We start from the raw sequence: 21,958 nt of genomic DNA, 5'->3' as shown, positions 1-21,958 counted from the left end.
GCCGCCTGATAGTATGGCGCCTAATGAAATCTTTGATGGGCGTCAAGCAGGAACTCTTTGTCACGCGGCTCAAGGGCGGCGAATCAGCGCAGGTGGTGATGGCACTTTTGGCCACCGCGCGCCGAATCGATGCCGATTGTGCCCTGATTCTCTCCGACTACGAGCTTTCCGAGGGCCGACTGGCAGTGCTCCTGGCGGTCTCCGAAAACCCCGGCATCACCCCGGCCGAGCTTGCGGCGCGCCTGGACGTCAAGCGGGCTACCATCACCGGGCTGCTCGACGGACTCGAGCGGCAGGGACTGGTCACCCGCGCAGGGGGTGCAACCGATCGACGCACGATATCGGTCCACATCGCCGATGCGGGAGAGCTGATCATCGAGACCCTGGCCCCGGTGTACTCCGCGTGGCTTGACAGCCTCGTGGTCGGGATCGATGCGCGGGACCGTGCGGCCGTGGTCCGCGCGCTGACAACAATTTCCGGCAGGCTCGGCGGGGGCATGGCATGAGTTCGGTTGGCGCGCGGCGCCGCGCGGATATCCTCCCGCAAGATCTGGATGCCCTCAACGAGGGACGGTTTGCCTCGCGCACGCTCGCGGAAGCCCTGGCCATGGACCATGCGGTTCTCATTCGGTGCGCCGTCCCACAAGCTGGTCCGGCATTGAAGGAGGCCGTCGACGACGCGAAACGGTACGGCATCCTCAAACGGATGCAGCTGATCGGCCAGGCCATACGGAGCTCGCTCGAAGACGGGCAGCTTTCCGCCCTCGCGACCCACCCGTCGGACACTGTGCGAGGATGGGCCTGCTTCGCGGCCATCGAGGCCCGGCTTGAGGTGGCCGTTGTCTTGGCTCGCATCCGCATGTTCGCCGACGACGAGCACTTCGCGGTGCGGGAATGGGCGTGGATGGCGGCGCGGCCAAGGCTCGTTGAGGACCTGGAACTGTCAATCACGCTCCTGTCCGAGTTTGCGCGTGATGATTCCGAACGCATCAGGCGCTTCGCCAGCGAGGTTCTCCGCCCTCGCGGGGTATGGGCCGCCCATATTCCAGCGCTCAAGCACGACCCCGACCGGGCCCTTCCCATCTTGGAGAATCTGAGGAGGGACCCGTCACGGTATGTTCAGGATTCCGTTGCGAACTGGATCAACGACGCAGCCAAGTCGGATCCTGACTGGGCGCGTGAGATTGTCGCCCGGTGGCTTGCCGAAGGGCCGTGCGCAGCCACTGAACGGATCGCCAAGCGCGGTCTTCGTTCCCTTTGACTCGGCTGCGGACGCACGACGGCGTGGTGCATGACATCGGAAGCACTGAGGTCGGCGGAACCGGCAGATGTCCCATGGGGCAACGGCCGGAGTTGCAACCCGCATGCAGGAGCGTCGCGGTGAGATCACCGGGGCACCGGGCCATCAAGCTCCACCGGGCATCGGTGGAACTTGCGTCGCGGGACTTCATCCGCCCTGCCGCCACACGCGGCCGTCAGGACCTCGGCTGGGCCGTCGTGCGTGCGCCGGCGGCGCGGACCGCGGGCCGGAGCGCAATCCCGAGCAGCAGCGCCGGGAACGCCACCGCGGCGGCTGCCGCAAGGCCCATCGAGATCCACAGGTTTCCGGCGGCGGGGAAAAATTCGCCCAACAGGATGCTCCAGATGAAGGCGGGGACGATCATCGAGGCCAGCGAGAGCAGGGACATGAGGGCGATGGCCGTCCGGGAGCGCGCCATGAAACCGGTGGCCACCGCCAGGATGGTGAAGAACAGCCACGGCAGCCACGCCATGGCCAATGGCACCCAGGCCTCCCCGTCGTCGATGTCCCACAGCGGTGCCCCGGCGACCACGGGATCCACCACGCACATGACAAGGAGCGCCAGGGCGGCGCAGGCCGGCGGCACGTAGCGCCACGCCCCGGTCGTTGTCCGGTTCCCCGCAGGGTACGGGTTGTCCACGCCGGCCTAGAACTCGTCGCTTTCCACAGTCGCCTGCTGGTTCGAGTTGTAGCGGCTGCCGTGGATGGTCCGGTGGTTGATGAGCGCATCGAGCCGGTCCAGCTGGGCGCGGTCCAACTCGAGGTCCAGGGCGTTCATGTTCTCGGCGAGGTGCGCCGACTTGGTGGTCCCGGGGATGGCATGGACGTGCTCGCCCTGCGCCAGCACCCAGGCCAGCGACAGGGCCGCGGCGGTGGTTCCCCACTGGGCGGCCAGCTGCTTCAGCTCGTCGACAAGCACCAGGTTCTGCGGGTAGTTCTCGGCGCGGAAGCGCGGCATGAAGTGGCGGATGTCCTTCTCCGGCAGGGACTTGATGTCCCGCAGGTTGCCGGACAGGTAGCCGCGGTACAGCGGGCTGAAGGCCACGAACGCCGTGCCCAGCTCGGCGCAGGCATCGAGGATGGCGATTTCCGGGTTGCGGGTCGCCAGCGAGTACTCGTTCTGCACCGCGGCGATCGGGTGCACCGCGTGGGCCTTGCGCAGCGTGGCGGCGGAGATTTCCGAGAGCCCGATCCCGCCGATCTTTCCCGCTGCCACGGCCTGGGCCAGGGCGCCCACCGATTCCTCCACCGGGACCGAGCGGTCCAGCCGGTGCAGGTAGTACAGGTCGATTCGGTCCGTCTGCAGTTGCTGCAGCGAGGCATCGACCTGGGCGAGCAGCAACTCGGGGCGGCCGTCGATGACGCTGCGCCCGTCGATCAGCGAGAGGCCGCCCTTGGAGGCCAGGAAGTACTCGTCTCGGCGGTGCTTCAGGTGCTGCCCGATCAGCTCCTCGCTGCGGCGCCCGCCGTAGAGCGTCGCCGTGTCGATGTGGTTGACGCCCGAGTCGAGGACCTCGTTCAGCAGCTTGCCGGCCGCCTCCGGGGTCGGGAAATTGGAGTAGCCGTGAACGATGTTCATGGACCCGTAACCGAGGGGGACAACCTTTTGGCCTGCAAGCATGCGTGAAGTCATACCTTCATTCATAGCATGCCCCGAGTTCCAGGAACGCCCCGAGCTCCGCGAACGCGGCGGGGCTCGAGGGCAGGAAATGCGTGAGCCTGGGGGAGCGCACGATCACCGCGCGCCACTGCCCGCGCGAGACGGCGACGTTGATCCGGTTGCGGTTGAGCAGGAACTCGATGCCGCGGGCGGCGTCCTCCGCCGAGGAACAGGCCATCGACACGATGACCACCGGCGCCTCCTGGCCCTGGAACTTGTCCACCGTCCCGACCCTGACGTCCTCGAGCCCCGCGCCGTCCAGCTCGCTGCGCAGCAGGTTCACCTGGGCGTTGTAGGCGGCCACCACCAGGATGTCCCCGGCCAGCAGCCGGCGCGGGGCCTTGCCGGTACCGCCGACCCACTCCAGTCCCAGGTGGGCGCGCACCTGGTTGATGACCTCGTGCGCCTCCTCGAGCGACTGCGTGGTGTTGCCGTGGTGTTCGACAAGGACCGTTGCGACGCCGGCGGGCACCCCGGTGAGGGAACGGGTGGCGGCCGCGGCGGCCGAATGCAGTTTGGATTCGTAGCTCAGCGCCGAGACCTTCGCACAGAGTTCCGGGTGCATGCGCCACGAGTCGGCCAGGAAGTAGCCGAGTTCCTCCGGCAGCGTCGGGTGGCCGGCGCTGAGCCAGCCCAGTGCCGATTCGTCGACGGGCTGCGGGTGGGAACCCTGGGTGACCTGCGGCAGCTGCTGCGGATCACCGAGCAGCAGCAGGCGCTTTGCGGCGCGGGACACCGCGAGCGTGTTGGCCAGCGAGTACTGCCCGGCTTCGTCGATGACCAGCAGGTCGAGGGAACCCTCGGGGACCCGCTTGCCTGTCATGGTCCAGGCGGTGCCGCCGACCAGGGCGCCCTCCTCGCCGCCCAGCAGCTTCTCGACGGCGTCGTCGGTGGTGCCGTGCCACGGCACCTGGGTCTTGTCCCCGGCCTTCTGCTTCTTGGCTACCTGCTCAGGGTCCACCCCGGCGTTGGTGATGGCCTTGGCCAGCACGTTGTCCACCACGGCGTGTGACTGGGCGACGACGCCGACCTTCCAGCCCTGCTTCACCAGGGCCGCGATGACGTGGGAGGCAACGAACGTCTTGCCGGTGCCCGGGGGTCCCTGCACCGCGAGGTAGGAATTGTCCAGGTCGTTCAGGGCCTCGACGATCGCGGGCACGACGTTCCGCAGCCCGTCGACCTCCTGCGGCACCGGCGGGCCGGAGAGGGTCCTGAAGCGCGGGGCGGCCTTGCGCAGGATGTCGATGCCCGGGTGCCGGGGCAGCGAGGGCAGCGCCCCGCCCACGGTCCGGGCAAGCTCGGCCAGGGCCTCGCGCAGGGAGGCGGTGTTGATCGGCTGGTCGGGGGTCAGCGCGACGGGCAGCGCACCGAAGGGCGGGACCTTGACGGTGGACTTCTCGGTGATGACGAATCGCTCGTCGTTTTCGCCCACCGTGGCGTTGAACAGGCCGGCCCGGTCGACGCTGCTGGGCTCGAGTTCCGGGGGCAGCGGGGCCCCGTACATCGCGAACCAGCTGCTGCCGACCTTGAAGTCCGAGCCCTCGGCCATGGTGCCGCGCAGCTCGGTGCTCCGGGACTCGACCCGGGCCCGGGGGCTGGCCTTGTGCCAGTCCTCGAGGACCTGGGCATCGTCGACGATGAACACGTTGCGGGTCTCGGCCCAGGAGTCGAAGGGCTTCTCCAGCCTGTCGAAATGCTCCCACCAGAACTGCTTGGCCTCGCGGCGGTGGTAGCCGGTGGCCGCCGCCACCATGGCGATGGCTCGCTCGTCGTCGTCCAGCTCCCGGTCCTGCGGCAGCGACTCGAGGTAGGCGCGCAGGGCCAGTTCCTCGGCGCTCGGCTCCACCTCGTCGATCTCCGGCAGCGGCGCCTGATCGACCCACTCGGTGCGGGCCTCGTGCGGCACCAGGGTGCGCAGCCAGTCGCGCAGCCGCAGTGTGGAGAGGCAGTCGTAGGCGTTGTAGTCGCTGATGGAGGCCAGGATCCGTGCGGCCTCGGCGGCGTCGTTTTCCAGCGCCTGGCAGTACTTGGCGTAGGCGACAACGGAGGCGCCGGCGTCCTTCACGTCCCCACCGCGCAGGTTCTCGCCCATGTAGAGGGGCTCGAGCTTCTTGATGGAGTAGGAGCGCTCGGAGATCAGCAGCGAATGCCTCACGGTGTCGTAGAGGTCCACCAGCAGCCCGTCGCGCAGCCATTGGTCGATCTCGTCCTCGTGGGTCATGTGGCGCACCGACAGGTTCCGCAGTGCGCTCTTCTCGTAGGCGGCGTAGTGGTAGACCTTCATCTCCGGGTAGGTTTTCCGGCGATCCTCGACGTAGGCGACGAAGTCGGCGAAGGCCCCGCGTTCCTGGGCACGGGAGTGGGCCCAGAACGGCCGGAAGACAGGCTCGCCGGTGTCGATCTCGATCACGCCGAACAGATACTCGAGCCCCCAGGAGCCGCCGAGGGGATCCTGCCAGAGCGGGTCGCCCTCGAAGTCGAAGAAGATGTCCCCGGGGTTGGGTTCGGGCAGGCGGGAGATCGTCTGGTTGCCGGAGAGCTTGTAGGAAACCCCGCCGGTGGCCCCGTCGGTGGCCGCGATGCCGACCTGCATGCGGGCCTGCTCGGCAAGCTTGAAGTGGGGATCGCGCACCCCGGTGTTGCTGTGCGCCAGCTCGTCGATGGTGGTGATGCCCGACTCCATCAGCTTCTTGCGCTTGGTGGTGCTCATGCCGGCGACCAGCAGCAGGTCACGGTGCTCGGTGACCTGTACGGAGCAGTTGTCGCAGCGCCCGCAGGCGCTGATCCCCGGCTGGCCCCAGGCCACCGGCAGGTCCTGGCCGCGGTGGGCGGCCACGAGCGACTTGAATCGGTCCCGGCGGTCCCTGAACACCGGCAGCAGCTCGTGCATCCGGTGCACCGAACGCGAGTTGTCCCCGAGCACCAACGTGGTCTCCGGCGCCACCTCGATGCCGGCGGCCAGCAGCTGGTCGCCGTAGGCGGCGAGCTGCAGCAGTGCCGTGACGCGGGCATGTCGCGCCAGCTTGGTGTCCCACACCGCGTAGGCGCCGGTGTCCTCGCGGACCAGGAAGTCGGCGAAACCCACGAACTCGCCGTCGAAAAAGGTCGCTTGGAAGACGACGTCGGCCCCGCGCCGCAGGGCCTCAAGGGTTTCGAGGTGGGCCTGCTCCAGTGCGGCGCGGTCCCCGCGGACGCCGGCGCGCAGCTTCTTGACGCCGCGGCCCGTGTCCGGGTCGTATTCGCCGAAGGTTTCCACCAGCCCGTCGAGCACCTTGTGTTCGTGGGCGTCGCCGAGTTCCGCCGTGCGCTCGAGCATCTCGTCGACGGCTGTCTCCGCCACCGCGCTGCGGCCCAGCCGTTCATCGAGCTTGCTCAGCGAGGTGAACTCGCAGCCGGCGGCCGTCACGAGGTCGCTGGCGGAGTAGATCAGGTCCTGGTCCAGGAAAAACACGGGGCGGGCGCTCCTTCAAGGCTTGGCTTCGCTTCGAACCTAGCACCTGCCCGGCGTCGATTTGGATTCGAGCCCCGGCCCCGGGCACGGGGAAGCCCCCGGTCCGGGTGCGGACCGGGGGCTTCGGGAACGGCGGGGCTAGGCGTTGGCCTTGGCCGTGGCGGCCCGCAGCTTCGCGGCAACCTCGATGGCGTCCCCGGTGGGGGCGTCGGACTTGCTGTCCGGGCGCGCAATGAAGAGGTAGAGGGCGCCGGACCCGGCAACGATCGCCAGGCCGATGAGGACCACCCAGTCGGCCACGAAGTCGCCGGAGGTTCCGGGCTTCGCCAGCAGGTACATGGCGAACAGGCCGTAGGCCAGGGCCAGCACGTTGATGATGAATCCGGCCGATCCCAGCGAGAACGGGCCGGCGGGCTTCCAGCCCTTGAGGCGCTGGCGCAGGGCGGCGAGCACGACGGCCTGGAAGGAGACGTAGATGCCAAGGATCGCGAAGCTGGTGACCTGGGTCAGCAGCTGCTCGGAGCCGAAGTAGATCATGATGCAGATCAGCAACGGGATCGAGCAGGCAACGATCAGCGCGTTGGTCGGGACCTTGGTGGTCGGCGAGACCTGGGAGAGCCAGCGGTGGCCCGGGATCATGCCGTCGCGGGCGAACGAGTACATCAGCCGGGAGGCGGCGGCCTGCAGCGAGAGCACGCAGGAGAGGAACGCGGTCAGCGCGATGACCAGGAAGATCTTGGCGCCGACGGGGCCCAGTGCGGACTCGAGGATCGCCGGGATCGGGTCGGCGTCCTCGCCGTTGACGATCGACTGCAGGTCCGGGGCCGCGAGCACATAGCCGCCGAAGGAGAGCAGCGCCGAGACGCCGCCGACCAGGATGGTCATCATCATGGCCGTGGGGATGCGGCGGGCCGGGTTGCTGACTTCCTCGGCCACGTCGCCGCAGGCCTCGAAACCGTAGAAAAGGAAAAGGCCGGCCAGTGCGGCGCCCATGAAGGCCGCGGAGTAGCTTCCCTCGCCCTCGACGCCCATGGAATCGAAGAACACGCTGAAGGGCTGCTTGCGGTCGAAGATGAGCAGGTACAGGCCGACGGCGATCACGCCGATGAGTTCTGCGGCAAGGCCGATGCGGGCCACGCGGGCGAGTGTCTTGGTGCCGGTGAAGTTCAGGACCAGTGCCACCAGGAGCAGTGCCACTGAGAAGAGCAGGGTGCTGCCGCGGGTGAGTTCCACGCCGAAGGTGCTGGCCACGAAGCCTGAGCCGAACTGGGCCACCGCGGTGATGGTCACGATCATGGCCCAGATGTAGATCCAGGCAGCCATCCAGGCGTAGCGCTTGCCCCAGAGGCGCCGAGTCCACGGGTAGATGCCGCCGTGGATGGGGTACTGGGAGACGACCTCGCCGAAGACCAGGGAGACCAGGAACTGGCCGCCGGCGACGATGAAGATCCAGAAGATGGAGGGCGGGCCGCCCGTTGCCATGGCGATGGCGAACAGCGAGTAGACGCCGACCAGCGGCGAGAGGTAGGTGAATCCGAGGGCAAAGTTTGCCCAGAGGGACATCGAACGGTCGAAGGACTGCTCGTATCCCAGGACGGCGAGGTGGTTGCCGTCCTCGAGGTGTTGGTTGCTCATGGTGTGGGGCCTTATTCGGTGCGAACGAAAAATGGGTCAGGGCCATCGTGTGCGCAACACCTTGGACCCGCTCGTGACCGTCGTCACATGAACAGGCTACACCTTTATCATCCTAAATAGAATGATTACGTTGGGACGGCTGCCACCAGCAGGCTTGTGCCGGGCACCGGCACCCCTTCGCCGCCCGGGATCCGGGCGCCCAATTCCCAGTTCTCCGAGGTCGAGGCGATGATCCGCCCGGTGGGGCTGAGCAGTGCGGCGGTGCCGGGGAACCGGCGCAGCAGGCGCAGGATGCCCGGCTCGATCCGGCGGACCAGGATGTCCAGACCCACCACGCCCAGCGCGGGGGACCCGACGGGAGAGGTCAGGGTGAGCATGTAGTCGCAGGTGCACAGGTGGTCGACGTAGGGGCCGGTGATGTGGCGGACCCCGGTGGCCTCGGGGACCGAGTACCACTCCATGGTCGTGAAATCCCGCAGGTAGTCGGCATACTCGCGTGCGGCGAGGTCCAGCCGCGTCACCTCCGTGGTGGTGCCCAGGAGCGGGTTCTCCTCCAATGGGCCGAGCCACCACGCGAAGTGGATGGGCTCGCCCGCGGCGCTGCCGGGCCCGCCGATGAACCCGGCGCCGACGACGGTGGCCGCGGGGTCCATCAGGCGCGGTTCCACGGCATCGAACACCAGCCGGTCGACGTCGTCCCCGCGCTCGAGCCCCGCCTCCACGTCCTCACGGAGCCGGTGCAGCGCGGAGAAGTACTCCTCGAAAACCTCGCCGAGTTGCTCGGCCACTTCCTGTAACTGGCTCATGCCGCGGCCTCCAGCCGTTCCTTGGTCTTCAACAGCCATGTGGTCAGGATCTTCAGTTCGGCACGGATGACCGTCCGTGCGCGCGCGGCGTCGCCCGCCCCGATGGCCTCTACGATTTCCGTGTTCAGCGCCGCGACCTGCTCCCGGATGCCGGGATCGCCCAGCCCCAGCCACAGCAGTTGGCCGAATTCGGCCTGGAAGCGGATTTGCTCGCGCACCAGCCGCGGCGATTGGGAAGCGACGGAAATCTCGAGCAGCAGGCCGCCCTGGTTTCGCGCCGCGCTTTGCGCCGAGGAGAACTCCGCCCCCTCCCACCAGGTCGCCAGTCGGGAGGTTTCCTCGGGCGAGGCCAGTTCCGCGGCGCGCTCGGCGGCACCGGCGCACAGCGTCGCCTCGTAGATTCCGAGGTCCGCCAGCTCGATCCGGGATATCGAGCGCAGGCGCACCATGAGCACCTGCTCGGGGGTGTCCTTGGAGGCCAGCACGAACGATCCGCCGTCTCTGCCGCGCCGGGTTTCGACAAGCCCGGCCTCGCGGACCTCGCTCAGCGCTTCGCGGGCCGTGACGATCGCCACCCCGAACCGCTTGGCAAGCACGGCCTCGGTGGGCAGGCGTTCGCCGGGCTTGATGACACCCAGGAGAATCGCGTCGGTAAGCCTCTGTGCAACCTGCATGGAACGTGCCGCCCCGCCCAATGGTGCGAACACGGCGCTTCGTGGCCCTCTTCCGGGGAGTGGATGTTGGGTCATGCAGCAACTCTATCCGCTGGGGTCGGGCGGGCGCACGGGAGGGAGGCGGCCCTGCCCGGCACCGGTCCGTCACGGCAAAGGGTGGCCCGAGTCCTTGAGGTACGCCTCCACGCGCGTGTAGGCGTCGCGGGCAACGGCCTTCCAGAAGCGCAGGGCCAGCTCCGGGTGCTCGGCCTCCAGTGCCGTGATGGCCGCGGCGTCCAAGACCTTCACATGGACCTGGCCGAGCGCGGTGACCCGGGTGGTCTGGTCACCGCCGCCACCGAGCGCGATCTCGCCGAAGGTCATGCCTGCCGAGAGCGTGGCATGCCGGGTCGGGTTGCCGCCGCGGTCCGTGGAGGTGGCGACCTTGCCGTCGAGGATGAAGTAGACGCCCCCGAACTCCTCGCCGACCTGCCGGATGACCTGCCCGTCGGCGATCTCGCTCTCCACCATGCGCGACTCCAGGAGCGCGATGTCCTCCGCCGACAGTGGCGCCAGCGCCGCGAAGTCCGCGATCCGGACCCGGTGCGGCATCAGCCCGGGGCCGCCGTGGCGCAGCAGCAGGGTAGTCTCCGCCCACTCCACGGCGTCGTTGCGGTTGGTGAAGGCCCGCACCGCGTCCAGCGGCGCGAAGGGCTCCTGCTGGACCAGCGCAAGGGTGCGTCCCTCGGCGGCCAGTCCCCGGTCCAGGCCGCAGATCATCCGGATGGCGATCTTGTCGATCTCGTCGACGCGGCGCAGGTCCAGGACCACCAGTTCCACCTCCTCCGGAAGCTCGCTGACCTCGCGCACCATCGATTCGGTCCCGGCGAAGAGCAGGTCCCCGGCCAGTTCCAGGATGTGTGCACGTCGGCCGCAGTCGGCCAGCAGCCGTTCGGCGGCCTCCGTGTGCCGGGTGGCGGAGGGGACCTGGGTGATGTCGAAGTGGTCGCGGATCACCGAGCGGCCGATGCGCGCGGCGCGGACGAAGTGCAGGCCCATGTCCGCGCTGATGCGCTCGCCGGCGGCCAGCCCGCGCACCGAGGAACCATGCGCGTCAAGGGCCGGGGAATACACGGCAAGGCCCAGCTGCCCGGGCAGCACGGCGATCAGCCCGCCGCCGACCCCGGACTTCGCCGGCAGCCCGACGGCGCTGATCCACGCCCCGGCGTCGTCGTACATCCCGCAGGTGGTCATCACGGAAAGCACCCGCTGGACGGCCTCGGCGCCCATGACCTGGGTCCCCGTGCGCGGCTGCGTGCCGCCGTTGGCCAGCGTCGCGGCCATCAGTGCCAGGTCCTGCGTGTTGACCATGACCGAGCACGCCTTGAAGTAGTCCTCAAGCACCGGGGTGGGGTCGGTTTCGATGATGCCGAAGGAGCGCAGCAGGTAGGCGAGCGCGCGGTTGCGGTGGCCGGTGAGCGCCTCGGAGGCGTAGATGGTCTCGCTCAGCCGCAGCTGCCGGCCGGCGCAGCGCGAGAAATGCTCCAGGATGCGGGCGAAGCGCGGTTCCCCGGCGTCCTTGATGAGCGACACCGTGGCGATGGCCCCGGCGTTGATCATGGCGTTGGCCGGGCGCCCGGTGTCGCGGGCCAGCGAGATCTCGTTGAACGCGTCGCCGCTGGGCTCGACGTCGATCTTCGCGTCGACAGCCGCCAGGCCCTGGTCATCGAGCGCCAGCCCGTAGGAGAAGGGCTTGGAGATGGACTGGATCGAGAACTCGAGCCCGGCGTCGCCCACCTGGTAGACGTGCCCGTCGACGGTGGCCAGCGCGATGGCGAACTTGGAGGTGTCCGCGTCGGCCATCGCCGGGATGCCCTGGAAGGGCGTGCCGGAGGTGAGCTTGAGCAGGTCGTCGTGCAACTGGGTGAGGTAGTCCGCAATCGGGGAGCGCATGCTCCCAGCCTAGGGGTTCCGGGTTCGATCCGGCCGCCGCGCTGCTACCTGATGCCGGCCAGGGCCCGGCCGATGGCGTGCCCCAGGACCGCGGCGCCCGCGACGTTGGGATGAACCCCGTCGTCGCTCAGGCCGGGCCTGAACGTGCCCGCGTGAGTGCGCAGCCCCGCGGAGGCGTCGACGAAGAGCCAGCCGTGCCGGGCGGCCAATGCCTGCAGGTAGCCGTTGTACGCGGCGGTGTCCGCTGTGGCGCTGTCGCGCGGGGGGATGCTGGAGATGATGACGGTCTGCGCCGAGGCGATGAGCGCGATCCGCTCGATGTTCCGCCCGGTGGTCTCGTGCGGGGTCCGCCGGGCCAGGTCGTTGGTGCCGGCCAGCACCACCAGCACCTTGGCGCTGCGGTGGCGCAGCGAGCGGGCCATGTCCCCGGACTGCGCCCCGCCCAGGGCCCAGCCGCCGCGCCAGCCGACCCGGCTTCCGCCGGAACCCGACGGGTCGACGAAGTTGATCCACGACGCGTCCCCGAGCATCCCGGCCCAGACCCTGTCGCTGCCGGCCGCGGTGATCGAATCCCCGGCCACCAGGAAGGTCGTGGCGCGGGGGTCCAGCTGCGCGTCGAAGGCCGCCGGCGAGGGAAGGAACGCCTGCGGCGTCCCCTCCAGGCCGAGCAGCGCCCCCAGGACCGCCACGAGTGCCAGCGAATGCAATGGCCGCCTGTTTTTCATGGCCATCCCCCCTTTGCCCCAGCATAGGACCGCGGGGCGGGGGACGGGGACTCAATCGCGCAACGATTCGGCTTCCCTGAGCACGTAGCGCTGCAGCTTGCCCGACGGCGTCTTGGGCAGCTCCCCGACATAGCTGATCCGGCGCGGGTAGGCGTGGGCCGCGAACTGTCTCTTGACGCGTTCCTGCAGCTCGGTGGTCAGGGCGTCGCTGCCCGCGACACCCTGGCGCAGCACCACGTAGGCGACGAGGACCTCGCCGCGCAGTTCGTCGGGCACTCCGATGACCGCCGATTCGGCGACGTCCGGGTGGCCGGCCAGCACGGACTCGACCTCGAAGGGGCCGATCCGGTAGCCGGCCATGATGATCACGTCGTCGTCGCGGGAGGAGAAGAAGACGTAGCCGTCCTCGTCCATGCTGCCCGCGTCCCCGGTGTAGTACCAGCGGCCGTCGGGCGAATAGCGGGCGGCGGTGCGCCCGGGATCGCCGGAATAGCCGTTGAACCACATCAGCGGGGAGGCCGGGACGTCGATGGCCACGCGCCCGCGGGTGCCCGCCGGCGCCGGTTCGTCGCGGTCCTCCAGCAGCACGGCGGCCGAATAGCCGGGCATGGGGCGGCCCATGGAGCCCGGCTTGATCTCGCTGGCGACTTCCGGGGCCCACCCGTTGACGATGCACATCCCCATTTCCGTCTGCCCGTAGTGGTCGCGCACCGGAACGCCCAGGACGGACTCGGACCAGGCGATGGTCGTGGCATCGAGCGGCTCCCCGGCCGAGGAGGCGCGCAGGAGTTTCAGCCCCGCCACGCCCTCGGGCCGGGCCGCGCGCATCGAGCGGATGATCGTCGGGGCGGCGGCAAGGTTCGTGACCCCGAACCGGGCCAGCACCTTCCAGCAAGTCTCGGCGTCGAACCCGGTGGCGAGCAGGAGGTTGCGGCGCCCGGCAAACAGCGGCGCCATGATGCCGTAGTACAGGCCGTAGGCCCAGCCGGGGTCCGCGACGTTCCAGAAGGCGTCGTCCTCGCGCACGTCAAGGCCGTAGGTGAAGTAGGTGTGGAAGGCCTCGAGTGCCCGCACCGGCACCTGCACCCCCTTGGGCGCCCCGGTGGTCCCGGAGGTGAAGATCTCCACCAGCGGGTCCTCCAACGAGCGGGTGCACGCCTCGAAGCCGGCCGGCTGTTCCGCAAGCAACCGCTCGAGGTCCGCTGTGCGGAGCACCGGGTAGCCGAGGGGCTCGAGCTTGTGCAGCTGCGATTCGTCGGCGACGACCAGCTTCGCGTCGGCACCCGCCGCGCGGACCTCGATGGCGGGGGTGGCGAAGGCGGTGAAGAGCGGCACGTGGACGGCACCCAGGCGCCACAGCCCGAGCAGGGTGTATGCCAGTTCGGCGCTCTTGGACATCAGCGTCGCCACGCGGTCCCCGGGCTTGATGCCCAGGGACGCGAAGAGTGCGGCGGCCCGCTCGGACCGCTCCTTCAGCAGCCCGTAGCTCAGGTCCACGGACCCGAGGTCCGCGTCGATCACGGTGAAGGCGATGTTCTGTGCCGGGTGCCTGTCGCACAGCAGTTCCGCCGGCCGGACCTCCGCCGGCAACGTGGGGGCAACCTGGATGTTGAATGCTTGCATGACTCGGGAGACCGCCTTGTCGGGAACGTGGAACTGCCTGTCCCGAGCCAAGCTACCAGCCCGGTCGCCGATTGCCGGAGGGTATTACGCTACCGGCGTCGGCCGGCCACCAGGGAGGCCAGGACCACGCCGGCTGTCACCGTGTTGACGGCCGGCCAGGCGCCGATCTTCTTGGCCAGCGGGTGCGAGGCGCCGAACGCTGCAATGTAGGCGGCGGTCAGGGCGGCTGCGGTGGGCGCGCCGGCGTTGGCCTTCCAGAGCAGGAAGGCCCCGGTGCCGGCGGCGGCCAGGACGGCGCCGCCCAGCGGGCGGTTCTTGGTGGAGCGTGCCGTGGCGAAGCCGCCGACCAGTCCCGTGGCCGCCAGTGCGGAGGGCAGTAGTGACATGTTCATGGTTCCTTTTCCGTTTTCTTTCCAGACTGGATTTCTTTCCAGCCTAGATGCCGCCGGTGCACGCGGCACCCGGCTCCGGGGTCTGCGGGCCCTGGCGGTACTTCTTGATGAACGTCTCGATGCGGGGGTCCGACGGGGAATCCACGCTCAGCTGTTCACCCCAGGCGCTGAGCTTGATCTTGGCTCCCTGGCCCGGGAACGGGCTGAGCAGCATGTAGGTGCGCTCGCCGACCACGTCGTTGAGGGCCTTGATGTCCGCCTCGCCGATGCCGTCGTAGGTGATCCAGACGGCCCCGTGTTCAAGGGAATGCACGGCGGCGGTTTCCTGGACGGGTTCGGTGTAGACCCCGCAGTTCTTCCAGACCGGGAAGTGGTCCCCTCCCACGCCCGGCTTCTGCGGGTAGGTCACGGGTTCCTGGGTGTGCTGGACGGTGCCGATGGCGTAGTTCTGCACGCCGTCGATGGGCGAGTTGGCGGCCGACTCGATGGCTGCTTTCTTCTGTGCGGCGCCGCTGAGCACGACGGCCGTCGGCACGGCGATGGCGAGCACCGCCACGGCGGCGATGGAGATGGTGAGGATTTTGGTTCGTTTTTCCTTGGCCTTCGCCTTGGCGATGACGGCTTGGGCTTCTTCACGCTTGTTCATGGTTGGAGTCCTTTAGTCCAGCTGCTCAAGCAGCTGGGTCAGGGCCGAAATCTCGGCGTCTTGGGTCATAACGATCTTTTGGGCGAAGGTGCGCACCATGGGGTTCTGCCCCCGTTCCAGGTAGACCTGCGCCATTTCGACGCCGCCCTTGTGGTGGGCGATCATCAGGGTCAGGAACTGGCGGTCGGCCGCCGTGCCGCGGGCGGCTGTCAGGGCATCGATCTGCTCCTGGGTCGCCATGCCCATGGAGGCCATGGTGTGTTCCTTCCCCGGCGTCGGGGTGGCATGGCCTGTGTGGCTGGAGTCCTCGGTGAGCAAGTTGTTCATCCAGGTCATGGATTCCCCGGATTGGGGCAAGCCCCAGAGCTCAAGCCAGGCGTACATCTGCCCCGACTGCTGTTGCTGGGTCAGCGCTATGTCGTAGGCGAAGGAGCGGACTGCCTCGTTGGTCGAGTTGTCACGGATGATCATGGACAGCTGAACTGCTTGCTGGTGGTGTGTCTGCATGTCGCGTGCAAAGCCGGCCTCAGGCGACGCCTCCGACGGATAGGGGCTGCGCGGGCTGGTGGTTCCCAGCATCCAGCCGCCGAAACCGACGGCGACGACAAGTGCCACCAGTGCCATGACCAGGGAACGCGACGTTTTTGAATCGGACATCAATGTGGTCCTCGGGTACACGTAGTGAATGCGCACGCGGTGGTGCGCAGGGGCAGCGGAAGGGGCGCCGCCTATATGCGTGTGACGGACAGTTGGTACAGGTCGGGGGCCGGGGGACCCTGGGCCCGGGGCGCCATGGCCAAGCCGACGACGACGGCCGGCTGCGCCCCGAAAAGTCCGTTGGTGTCCGGTCGCGGGGAAACATGGGAAATGTTCAGGACCGGGTCCGCAGAGGGGGCGCAGTAGTGGTGGTCGGGGGTATCCACGGGGCAATGTGTTTCGCCGGCAACGGCGACTTCCTGGGTGTCGGCGCCAGAGATCGAACCGTTGGACAGGCAGAGCGGCGTGAGGAGGGCCAGGGCAAGAAGCAACCCGAGAAGTCGCTTCATGGCGGGCCCCCTTTCGGCACGAGTTGGTTGAGTGCTCAACTTTATGAACGGAAGTTGTGTGGATGCTGTGAAGATATCAGGCGTTCTGTGCATTTCCCGGCTGTGTTGCGTCGGGCCCGACATGCGACGGGTGCCGGCGTCCGTGGCCGCTGGCCGTCCATGGATTAGTACAACTTTCGACAAGTTTCTTCGCCCCTGTAAAATCATCGAATATACATTCATGGGTTGTGTGCCGTGGGGGCAGGGAAGTCCTCAGGGTGCGCACATCGACAGGGGCCCCGATGTCGGTTGGCGCTTGCGGACCTCCACAGGGTGCACCAGTAGGGTTGGCGGATGCAGGTACTAGACATGTGGTGGCAGGCGGTAGTCGAGGGGTTCGCCCGGACCGATCCGCTGAGTTTCACGTTGCCCCCGATCCTTGCGATCGTTGCAATCTGCATCGTGCTCACCGTGCCCAGGGCAACCTGGAGGTACTTCGGCCTGTACGTCACATTCGTCCACGAGCTCGGCCACGCATTCGCCGCCCTCATGACCGGGCGGTTCGTCCACGGTCTCAAGATCGGCCTTGACCACTCGGGCGAACTGGTGAGCAGCGGAAAGCCGGGATTCTCCGCGGCCTGGAGCGGCTTCTGGGGCTACCCGGTTCCGGCCGTCGTCGGTGCCGCGCTGATCGGGTCGACCTATCTCGGGTTCGGGTCCGCTGCGCTCTCGGTCGGGGCACTGATCCTCCTGGTTTCCCTGATCTTCCTGAGGAACTGGGTGGGAATCCTGGTGGCGCTGGTCTCGGCGGCGATCGCGCAGCTCCTGGTGGTGTTCACCCCGAAGTACGCGATCGCATGGGTGGTCCTCTCGCTTGGCCTCATGCTTCTGATCGGTGGGGTCCGGGACCTGTTCAAGGTGTTGGGCGTCCACATCAACCGGCGGGAACTTCTTGCCTCGTCCGATGCCTACCTGCTCGCGGCTCGAAGCCGGGTGCCGGCCTGGTGCTGGCTGCTGGGGTTCACCGTCGTCGTGGGTGCCTGCGTTGTCGTCTCGACGATGACGCTGGCCCTCATGCTCGAACACTGATGCCCCATGCCCGAAGGCGTGCGTCCCCGGGCCTCGACCGTGCCGCAGGAACCGCCTGTGGTTGCGGCGCACACGGCTGGCGAAACGACAACGCGCGCCTTCCGCGCGGCACGCAATGTTTCGCAACATCCCGGCCCACAACGGCGCCCCGGGAAATTGGCCGACGTTTTGCGGGGCCGCTCGGGTAAGTTAGATCCACAATCACACGATTCCGATGCCAGGTCAGAAACGGGGGAGCGAACCATGGGCGTACAAAGCTGGAAGTCCTCCGGAGCGGAATTGGCGCTTCACCTCCTGCGTCCGCGGCCGCTGCACTCCATCGTCGTGACAAGCAGTCTGCGCGGCGACTGCGCCGACTTCGACACGGCCGCCATCTACGCGGAGGTCCAGGGCTGGGCGGAAGTCATCGTTGTCCCCTCCGGGAGGGTCACCTACGAACTGCGCGACAACCTTCCCTACGGATGGGACGTCTTTGGGACGGCGGCGCGCGTGTATCCGATAGGTATCAGCGTGGACGGTATCCAACCGGGAAAGCCGCACATCGTCCGCCCGGGCGATTCCATCGGGCAGACCACGACCCAGGTCATCGATGAGGTCTTGTTCCTGCCGAACCCCAAGTCGCTGGTGGTGCCCACGGCACCGACGCCCGGCCCCGGCCTGCGGGCCGCCGAGCCCGTGCGCGCCATCGCTTCGCACGGGGTTGTCTCGACCGCAACGGGCAGCCACCCGGCGCTGGTGTCCGGGATCGTTACCGGTTTCCGGGACAACGGATTCACGGCCGACGTCGCCCTGGACACCGGGAAGACCGCCGAGCTCAAGAGTGAGGACATCGTCGCGGATGCGCCGCTGACGTGGGTGCTGGGCGAGGGGACCCGGCTTGGCGGGGTGTACGACCCGCAAAACCACCAGTTGTCGCTGCGCGATTCGCTGACCCACCCGCGGCTGCTGCAACACTATTCCTGGAACCAGGTGGTTCTCTGCCTGGTCCTTGAGGCCAGTGCGGAGTATGCCCTGCTGACCCCGATGCCGGGGGAGAAGATCACGGTCCGGCGCGAGGACGTTTCCTCGAACGAACTTGACGACGTGGATTCCCTGCTGGCCCCCGGCCAGGTGGTCGCGGCGCGGCTGGTGAACGATGCCGGTGTCAGGAAGCTGATCCTTGTCGACGTGGACGACGACGAGCCGGTCGCCCCGGCCCCCGCGCTGGTCCGCGGCGGGATCCCCTGGCTGGCCCTGGACAGGGACTTCGTCCCGGAACTGTCCGATTCCGAGCAGGCCGACCCGACACTTGGCATGCCGCTGATCCCCACGCCGGAGAAGCAGCGCGATGCCCTGAAGCAGGCCTTGCTGAAGATCGATGCCCTGAAGTCGCAAGTGGCGGTCTTGCGCCGCCAGGCCGACAACGGAGTGATCGAGGAACTCGCCTCGGCCCTTGAACAGGTCGCGCACTACCGGGAGGAAGCGAACAGGCTCCGCACGCTGTTGAAAGGCAAGTCGGAAGCGCTGAACGAGGCGCACAAGACGGCACGGAAGAAGGCCCGGTCGCGTGAAGTCGTCGTTGCCTCCAACATGCGCGAGAAATTCCTCGACGACGAACTGGCCCTGCGGCACGAGCTCTACCTGGAGTGGGTCGAACGAGTGCCGGCGAACGAAAAATCCGACTACCCGTGGAGCGAAAAATACACGGTGGGGCCCAAGTTCACGGCTTCGTTCTACGCACACGACGCAGCTCTTCGGGCCAAGACGCTGAAGGCGCTGACCCAGCTGCTGACGGGCCGGGCGGACCGGATGAACGCGCGCGAGGTGCATCCGAAGCGCATCGGCATGGGAGGCGACGATCCCCAGGCGGTCCGCGACGAGGACGGTGCAACCTGCTGGCGGATGAGCGTTGAAAGCGGCGTCGCGGCGGCGCGCCGCGTCCACTACTGGAAGCTGCCGGACGGAAGCATCGAACTTCACGAACTTGTCGCCCACGACACGTACGTGCTCTAGGTGCATCGCGGTGCCACGGCCATGCGGAACCGCCCCGAAGACGCCGGGTACACACGTCCAAGCCGGGTGGCGGCCGGGAATCCTGCAGTGTTCCTAGGCAGCCGGCTTCCGCCACGTGAAATGCATGGCCAATGCGGTGCGGATGCTGGCTTCGCTGACCCCGTAGGTCTCGGCGATCTGCTGCAATGTCCATCCCGCAGTACGCAGCTCCATCAAGGTGGCGTACGCGGGCATCCCGGTGCTCATCTTCGGCTCCCTTCAGCTTGCGCCAACAACTCAAGTACAGCAGTACGCACCGACGTTTTGGACCCGCGCTGCGGAAAACAATTGCCCACCGCCCGGTGAACTCCTTGTCCGGTCGCCTACGCTTGGTGGTACGTGGAGTGAAGGGTGCGAACTATGGCGATTTTTGAATACAACACCAGTCTGCCGTTCGACCGAGGCACGGTCTTCGCCTGGTTCGAACGCCCCGGCGCCTTGCCGCGGCTTTCGGCGCCGTTCATGGGGACGATCCGGCAGGAACCCGACAAGGGACTTGAGGTAGGGTCGCGGGCGGTCCTTGACGTCGCGGCGCCCGGGACCCTCGGCATGGGGCTGGGCGCCGCCGTCGCAACGGGCGCCAGGACCCTGGGGCTGCCCGACGGCCTCCGGGCTCAGATCTCGTGGAAGGCCAAACACATCTCCCTGGACCGCGGGCACAGCTTCACCGACATCATGGAATCGGGCCCGCTGGCGCGCTGGGAACACCAGCACCTGTTCTCGGACACCACGGTCGACGGAAAACCCGGAACGCTCATGCGCGACATCGTCGAATTCGAGCTGCCCGCGCTGGGGCGGCTGCCATGGAACCAGCCTCGGCACCTCGCCGAAAAGGCGTTCATGCGCGAACTCACCCAGGTCTTCCGCTACCGCGAGCGGACCCTGCGCGCGGACCTCGGGTTCCATGCCGCCTACGCCGCGGCACCGCTGACGATCGCGGTGAGCGGCGCCTCCGGGACCATCGGTTCCCAACTCTGCGGCCTGCTCGGCGGAGGGGGGCACCGCATCAAGCGGCTCGTGCGCAACGCCGATGCCGCCAACGGCACCGACCGCATCTTCTGGGATCCTTCACGTGGCGTCCTGGACCCCGACGCCCTTTCCGATGTCGACGCGGTGGTCAACCTTGCGGGCCACAGCATCGGCGGCCGCTTCACCGAGGCGGCAAAGCACAAGATCCTCTCCTCCCGGGTGGAAGGCACCACGCTGCTGGCCAGGACCCTCGCGACGCTGGCTTCCGACGGGAAGCAGCGCAGCCTCGTCTCGGCATCGGCCATCGGCATCTACGGAGCCTCGCCGCACGGCGGTCCCGCGGCGGAGCCGCTGGCCGAGGACGCCCCGCCGGGGACCGATTTCCTGGCAGAGGTCTGCCGTGCCTGGGAGGAATCCTGCGCCGCGGCGCTGGAAGCCGGCGTACGCGTGGTGAACATCCGGACCGGGCTGGTCCAGACGCCGGCCGGGGGAGTGCTCCAGCAGATGCTGCCGCTCTTTGCGGTGGGGCTCGGCGGCCGGATGGGTGACGACGCCTGGCAGTCCTGGGTGGGCATCGACGACATGGCCGGCATCTACGCCCACGCCCTGCTGACCCCCGGGCTGGAGGGCCCGGTCAACGCGGTGGCACCGAACCCGGTGCAGGCCAGGGAGTACGCGCGTGTGCTCGGCAAGGTCCTGCGCCGCCCCGCCCTGGTTCCGGTCCCGGGCTTCGGTCCCCGGCTTTTGCTGGGCGAGGAAGGCGCCGCCGAGCTGGCCTTTGCGGACCAGCGGGTCTCAAGCGCGAAGCTTGCAGCCAGCGGCTACACCTTCAGGCATGAGGACCTGGAGGCGGCACTGCGGCACAACCTCGGGCACTCCTAGGCCCAGCGGGAACCCGGGGAGGAATGCGGCCCTATCGCAGCGTCCGGGTCGAGCGGAACCCGTCGAGGGCCAGCACCACCAACGCCACGACGATGGGCACGTAGGTGAATGCATCGCGAAGCAGGAGCTGTTCGCCCATGACCACGGCGGCCACCAGGAGCAGGACTGGTTCGACGTAGCTCAGGAGCCCGAAGAGCGAGAGCGAGAGCAGCGACGAGGCACCCAGGTACAGGAACATGGCCACGGCTCCCAGGAGGCCTATCGCGAACACCGGCACCAGTGAGGATCCGGGGTCGCGGTCGCCGGCCACGATGAAGTACACGGCCAGCGGCGTCAGGAACAGGATCTCCAGGGTGAACGCCGCATTGGACTCGAAGCGCGCCCTGCGCCGTGCCGCAAAGTAGACGGGATACCCGAGGCAGATCAGCAGGGTCGGCCAGGACATGCCGCCGGCAAAGACCAACTGGTGGCCGACGCCCACGGCCGCGAACGACACGGCGATCTTTTGCCACCTCGAGAGCTTCTCGGCGAAGAACAGGCGCCCGACGACGACCATGACCAGCGGCAACAGGAAATAGCCCAGCGAGGTCGCCAGCGCAAACCCGTTCATGGGCGCGTACATGAACAGCCACAGCTGGACCCCCACCAGGCAGCTGGCGAGAGCGCCGTAGGCCAACAGGCCGGGCCTGCCCTTGATCCGGCCAAGCAGCGCGGTCATCTCCGCCCGGCGCCCGGGAACAAGGGCATACACCGGGAGCAGGACCAGCAGCGTCAGCACGATCCGCCAGCCGTAGACCTCGTTCGGGCCGATGCCGCTCAGGAAGCCGGAGATGAGGAAGATGGTTGCGAAAAGTGCCGAGGCAACAATGGAGGCAAGAACGCCGCGATTCACCGAAGACGCTCCGTCTTTTGGGGTTGTGTGGGGGAACTCCAGTCTAGGCGACCGTCCGCTGAAGCCCGTGGTCGGGTTCCGATTGAGCGTTTGATGACGGGGTGGGCATGAAAGGCGGCAGGGGCAGCGGGGCTGCGCCTGCCGGAATGATTCGGGTCGGGCCCGCTTCCGCATCGGGTGATGCGGCGGGTGCCCTGCACGCGGCAGCGAGCCCTTGGCTGGATCC

General features: G+C 68.0%; 20 protein-coding genes. 5 read left to right on the top strand and 15 right to left on the bottom strand.

Annotation, left to right across the window (positions count from 1 at the left end; all coding sequences use genetic code 11):
* Positions 1-23: 23 nt before the first annotated feature.
* The gene (locus ACSYDW_RS10250; RefSeq protein WP_438338627.1) at positions 24-506 is read left to right on the top strand and encodes a MarR family winged helix-turn-helix transcriptional regulator; all 483 of its coding nucleotides are present in this window, start codon (positions 24-26) and stop codon (positions 504-506) included.
* Positions 503-1,261 carry a DNA alkylation repair protein gene (locus ACSYDW_RS10245; RefSeq protein ID WP_438338626.1) on the top strand — a complete coding sequence of 253 codons (759 nt, stop codon included), beginning with the start codon at positions 503-505 and terminating at the stop codon, positions 1,259-1,261. Before ACSYDW_RS10250 ends, ACSYDW_RS10245 begins: the two co-directional genes overlap by 4 nt.
* 214 nt (positions 1,262-1,475) lie before the next feature.
* Here ACSYDW_RS10245 and ACSYDW_RS10240 read toward each other — a convergent pair whose 3' ends face one another.
* The 13 genes from ACSYDW_RS10240 to ACSYDW_RS10180 form a co-directional block, all read right to left on the bottom strand.
* On the bottom strand, positions 1,476-1,940 hold the full coding sequence (locus ACSYDW_RS10240) for a hypothetical protein (RefSeq protein WP_438338625.1): 465 nt from the start codon (positions 1,938-1,940) through the stop codon (positions 1,476-1,478).
* A 6-nt stretch (positions 1,941-1,946) separates the two neighbouring features.
* Positions 1,947-2,933, bottom strand: coding sequence for an aldo/keto reductase (locus tag ACSYDW_RS10235; protein ID WP_438338624.1), 987 nt, complete (start codon positions 2,931-2,933; stop codon positions 1,947-1,949).
* 4 nt (positions 2,934-2,937) lie between these two features.
* On the bottom strand, positions 2,938-6,411 hold the full coding sequence (locus tag ACSYDW_RS10230) for a TM0106 family RecB-like putative nuclease (protein ID WP_438338623.1): 3,474 nt from the start codon (positions 6,409-6,411) through the stop codon (positions 2,938-2,940).
* Between the two features lie 138 nt (positions 6,412-6,549).
* Positions 6,550-8,046: an APC family permease gene (locus ACSYDW_RS10225; RefSeq protein ID WP_438338622.1), complete on the bottom strand. Its 1,497-nt coding sequence runs from the start codon at positions 8,044-8,046 to the stop codon at positions 6,550-6,552.
* A 125-nt stretch (positions 8,047-8,171) separates the two neighbouring features.
* Positions 8,172-8,852, bottom strand: a complete 681-nt coding sequence (locus ACSYDW_RS10220) for a PDC sensor domain-containing protein (RefSeq protein ID WP_438338621.1) — start codon at positions 8,850-8,852, stop codon at positions 8,172-8,174.
* Entirely contained in the window at positions 8,849-9,559 is a 711-nt protein-coding gene (locus ACSYDW_RS10215) for a FadR/GntR family transcriptional regulator (RefSeq protein WP_438338620.1), read from the bottom strand. The genes ACSYDW_RS10220 and ACSYDW_RS10215 overlap by 4 nt, the downstream gene beginning before the upstream one ends.
* 111 nt (positions 9,560-9,670) lie before the next feature.
* Positions 9,671-11,458 (bottom strand): glutaminase A, encoded by a 1,788-nt coding sequence (glsA, locus tag ACSYDW_RS10210; RefSeq protein WP_438338619.1) that lies wholly within the window; start codon positions 11,456-11,458, stop codon positions 9,671-9,673.
* A gap of 44 nt (positions 11,459-11,502) precedes the next feature.
* The gene (locus tag ACSYDW_RS10205; protein WP_438338618.1) at positions 11,503-12,183 is read right to left on the bottom strand and encodes an SGNH/GDSL hydrolase family protein; all 681 of its coding nucleotides are present in this window, start codon (positions 12,181-12,183) and stop codon (positions 11,503-11,505) included.
* Positions 12,184-12,234: 51 nt separating this feature from the next.
* Complete coding sequence (locus tag ACSYDW_RS10200) at positions 12,235-13,806, bottom strand: AMP-binding protein (protein ID WP_438338617.1); 1,572 nt, start codon at positions 13,804-13,806, stop codon at positions 12,235-12,237.
* A gap of 89 nt (positions 13,807-13,895) precedes the next feature.
* Positions 13,896-14,192, bottom strand: a complete 297-nt coding sequence (locus tag ACSYDW_RS10195) for a hypothetical protein (RefSeq protein WP_438338664.1) — start codon at positions 14,190-14,192, stop codon at positions 13,896-13,898.
* 49 nt (positions 14,193-14,241) lie between these two features.
* A complete protein-coding gene (locus ACSYDW_RS10190; protein WP_438338616.1) occupies positions 14,242-14,844 on the bottom strand; it encodes a thioredoxin-like domain-containing protein in 603 nt (200 codons plus the stop codon).
* A gap of 12 nt (positions 14,845-14,856) precedes the next feature.
* A complete protein-coding gene (locus ACSYDW_RS10185) occupies positions 14,857-15,501 on the bottom strand; it encodes a DUF305 domain-containing protein (RefSeq protein WP_438338615.1) in 645 nt (214 codons plus the stop codon).
* Between the two features lie 71 nt (positions 15,502-15,572).
* On the bottom strand, positions 15,573-15,890 hold the full coding sequence (locus ACSYDW_RS10180; protein ID WP_438338614.1) for a hypothetical protein: 318 nt from the start codon (positions 15,888-15,890) through the stop codon (positions 15,573-15,575).
* Between the two features lie 333 nt (positions 15,891-16,223).
* Between ACSYDW_RS10180 and ACSYDW_RS10175 the strand changes: the two genes are divergently transcribed.
* The gene (locus ACSYDW_RS10175; protein WP_438338613.1) at positions 16,224-16,958 is read left to right on the top strand and encodes a M50 family metallopeptidase; all 735 of its coding nucleotides are present in this window, start codon (positions 16,224-16,226) and stop codon (positions 16,956-16,958) included.
* Positions 16,959-17,201: 243 nt separating this feature from the next.
* The gene (locus ACSYDW_RS10170) at positions 17,202-18,950 is read left to right on the top strand and encodes a hypothetical protein (RefSeq protein ID WP_438338612.1); all 1,749 of its coding nucleotides are present in this window, start codon (positions 17,202-17,204) and stop codon (positions 18,948-18,950) included.
* 93 nt (positions 18,951-19,043) lie between these two features.
* Here ACSYDW_RS10170 and ACSYDW_RS10165 read toward each other — a convergent pair whose 3' ends face one another.
* A complete protein-coding gene (locus ACSYDW_RS10165; protein WP_438338611.1) occupies positions 19,044-19,196 on the bottom strand; it encodes a hypothetical protein in 153 nt (50 codons plus the stop codon).
* 153 nt (positions 19,197-19,349) lie between these two features.
* Here ACSYDW_RS10165 and ACSYDW_RS10160 point away from each other — a divergent pair, with 153 nt between their 5' ends.
* Complete coding sequence (locus ACSYDW_RS10160) at positions 19,350-20,840, top strand: TIGR01777 family oxidoreductase (protein ID WP_438338610.1); 1,491 nt, start codon at positions 19,350-19,352, stop codon at positions 20,838-20,840.
* A gap of 31 nt (positions 20,841-20,871) precedes the next feature.
* Here the strand turns inward: ACSYDW_RS10160 and rarD are convergent, their stop codons facing one another.
* Positions 20,872-21,732, bottom strand: a complete 861-nt coding sequence (gene rarD / locus ACSYDW_RS10155; RefSeq protein WP_438338609.1) for an EamA family transporter RarD — start codon at positions 21,730-21,732, stop codon at positions 20,872-20,874.
* Positions 21,733-21,958 lie beyond the last annotated feature (226 nt).

The organism is Paeniglutamicibacter selenitireducens (genome assembly GCF_051550675.1).
In the GTDB taxonomy this organism is placed as follows: Bacteria; Actinomycetota; Actinomycetes; order Actinomycetales; family Micrococcaceae; genus Paeniglutamicibacter.
This window is presented reverse-complemented; position numbering and strand designations above follow the sequence as displayed.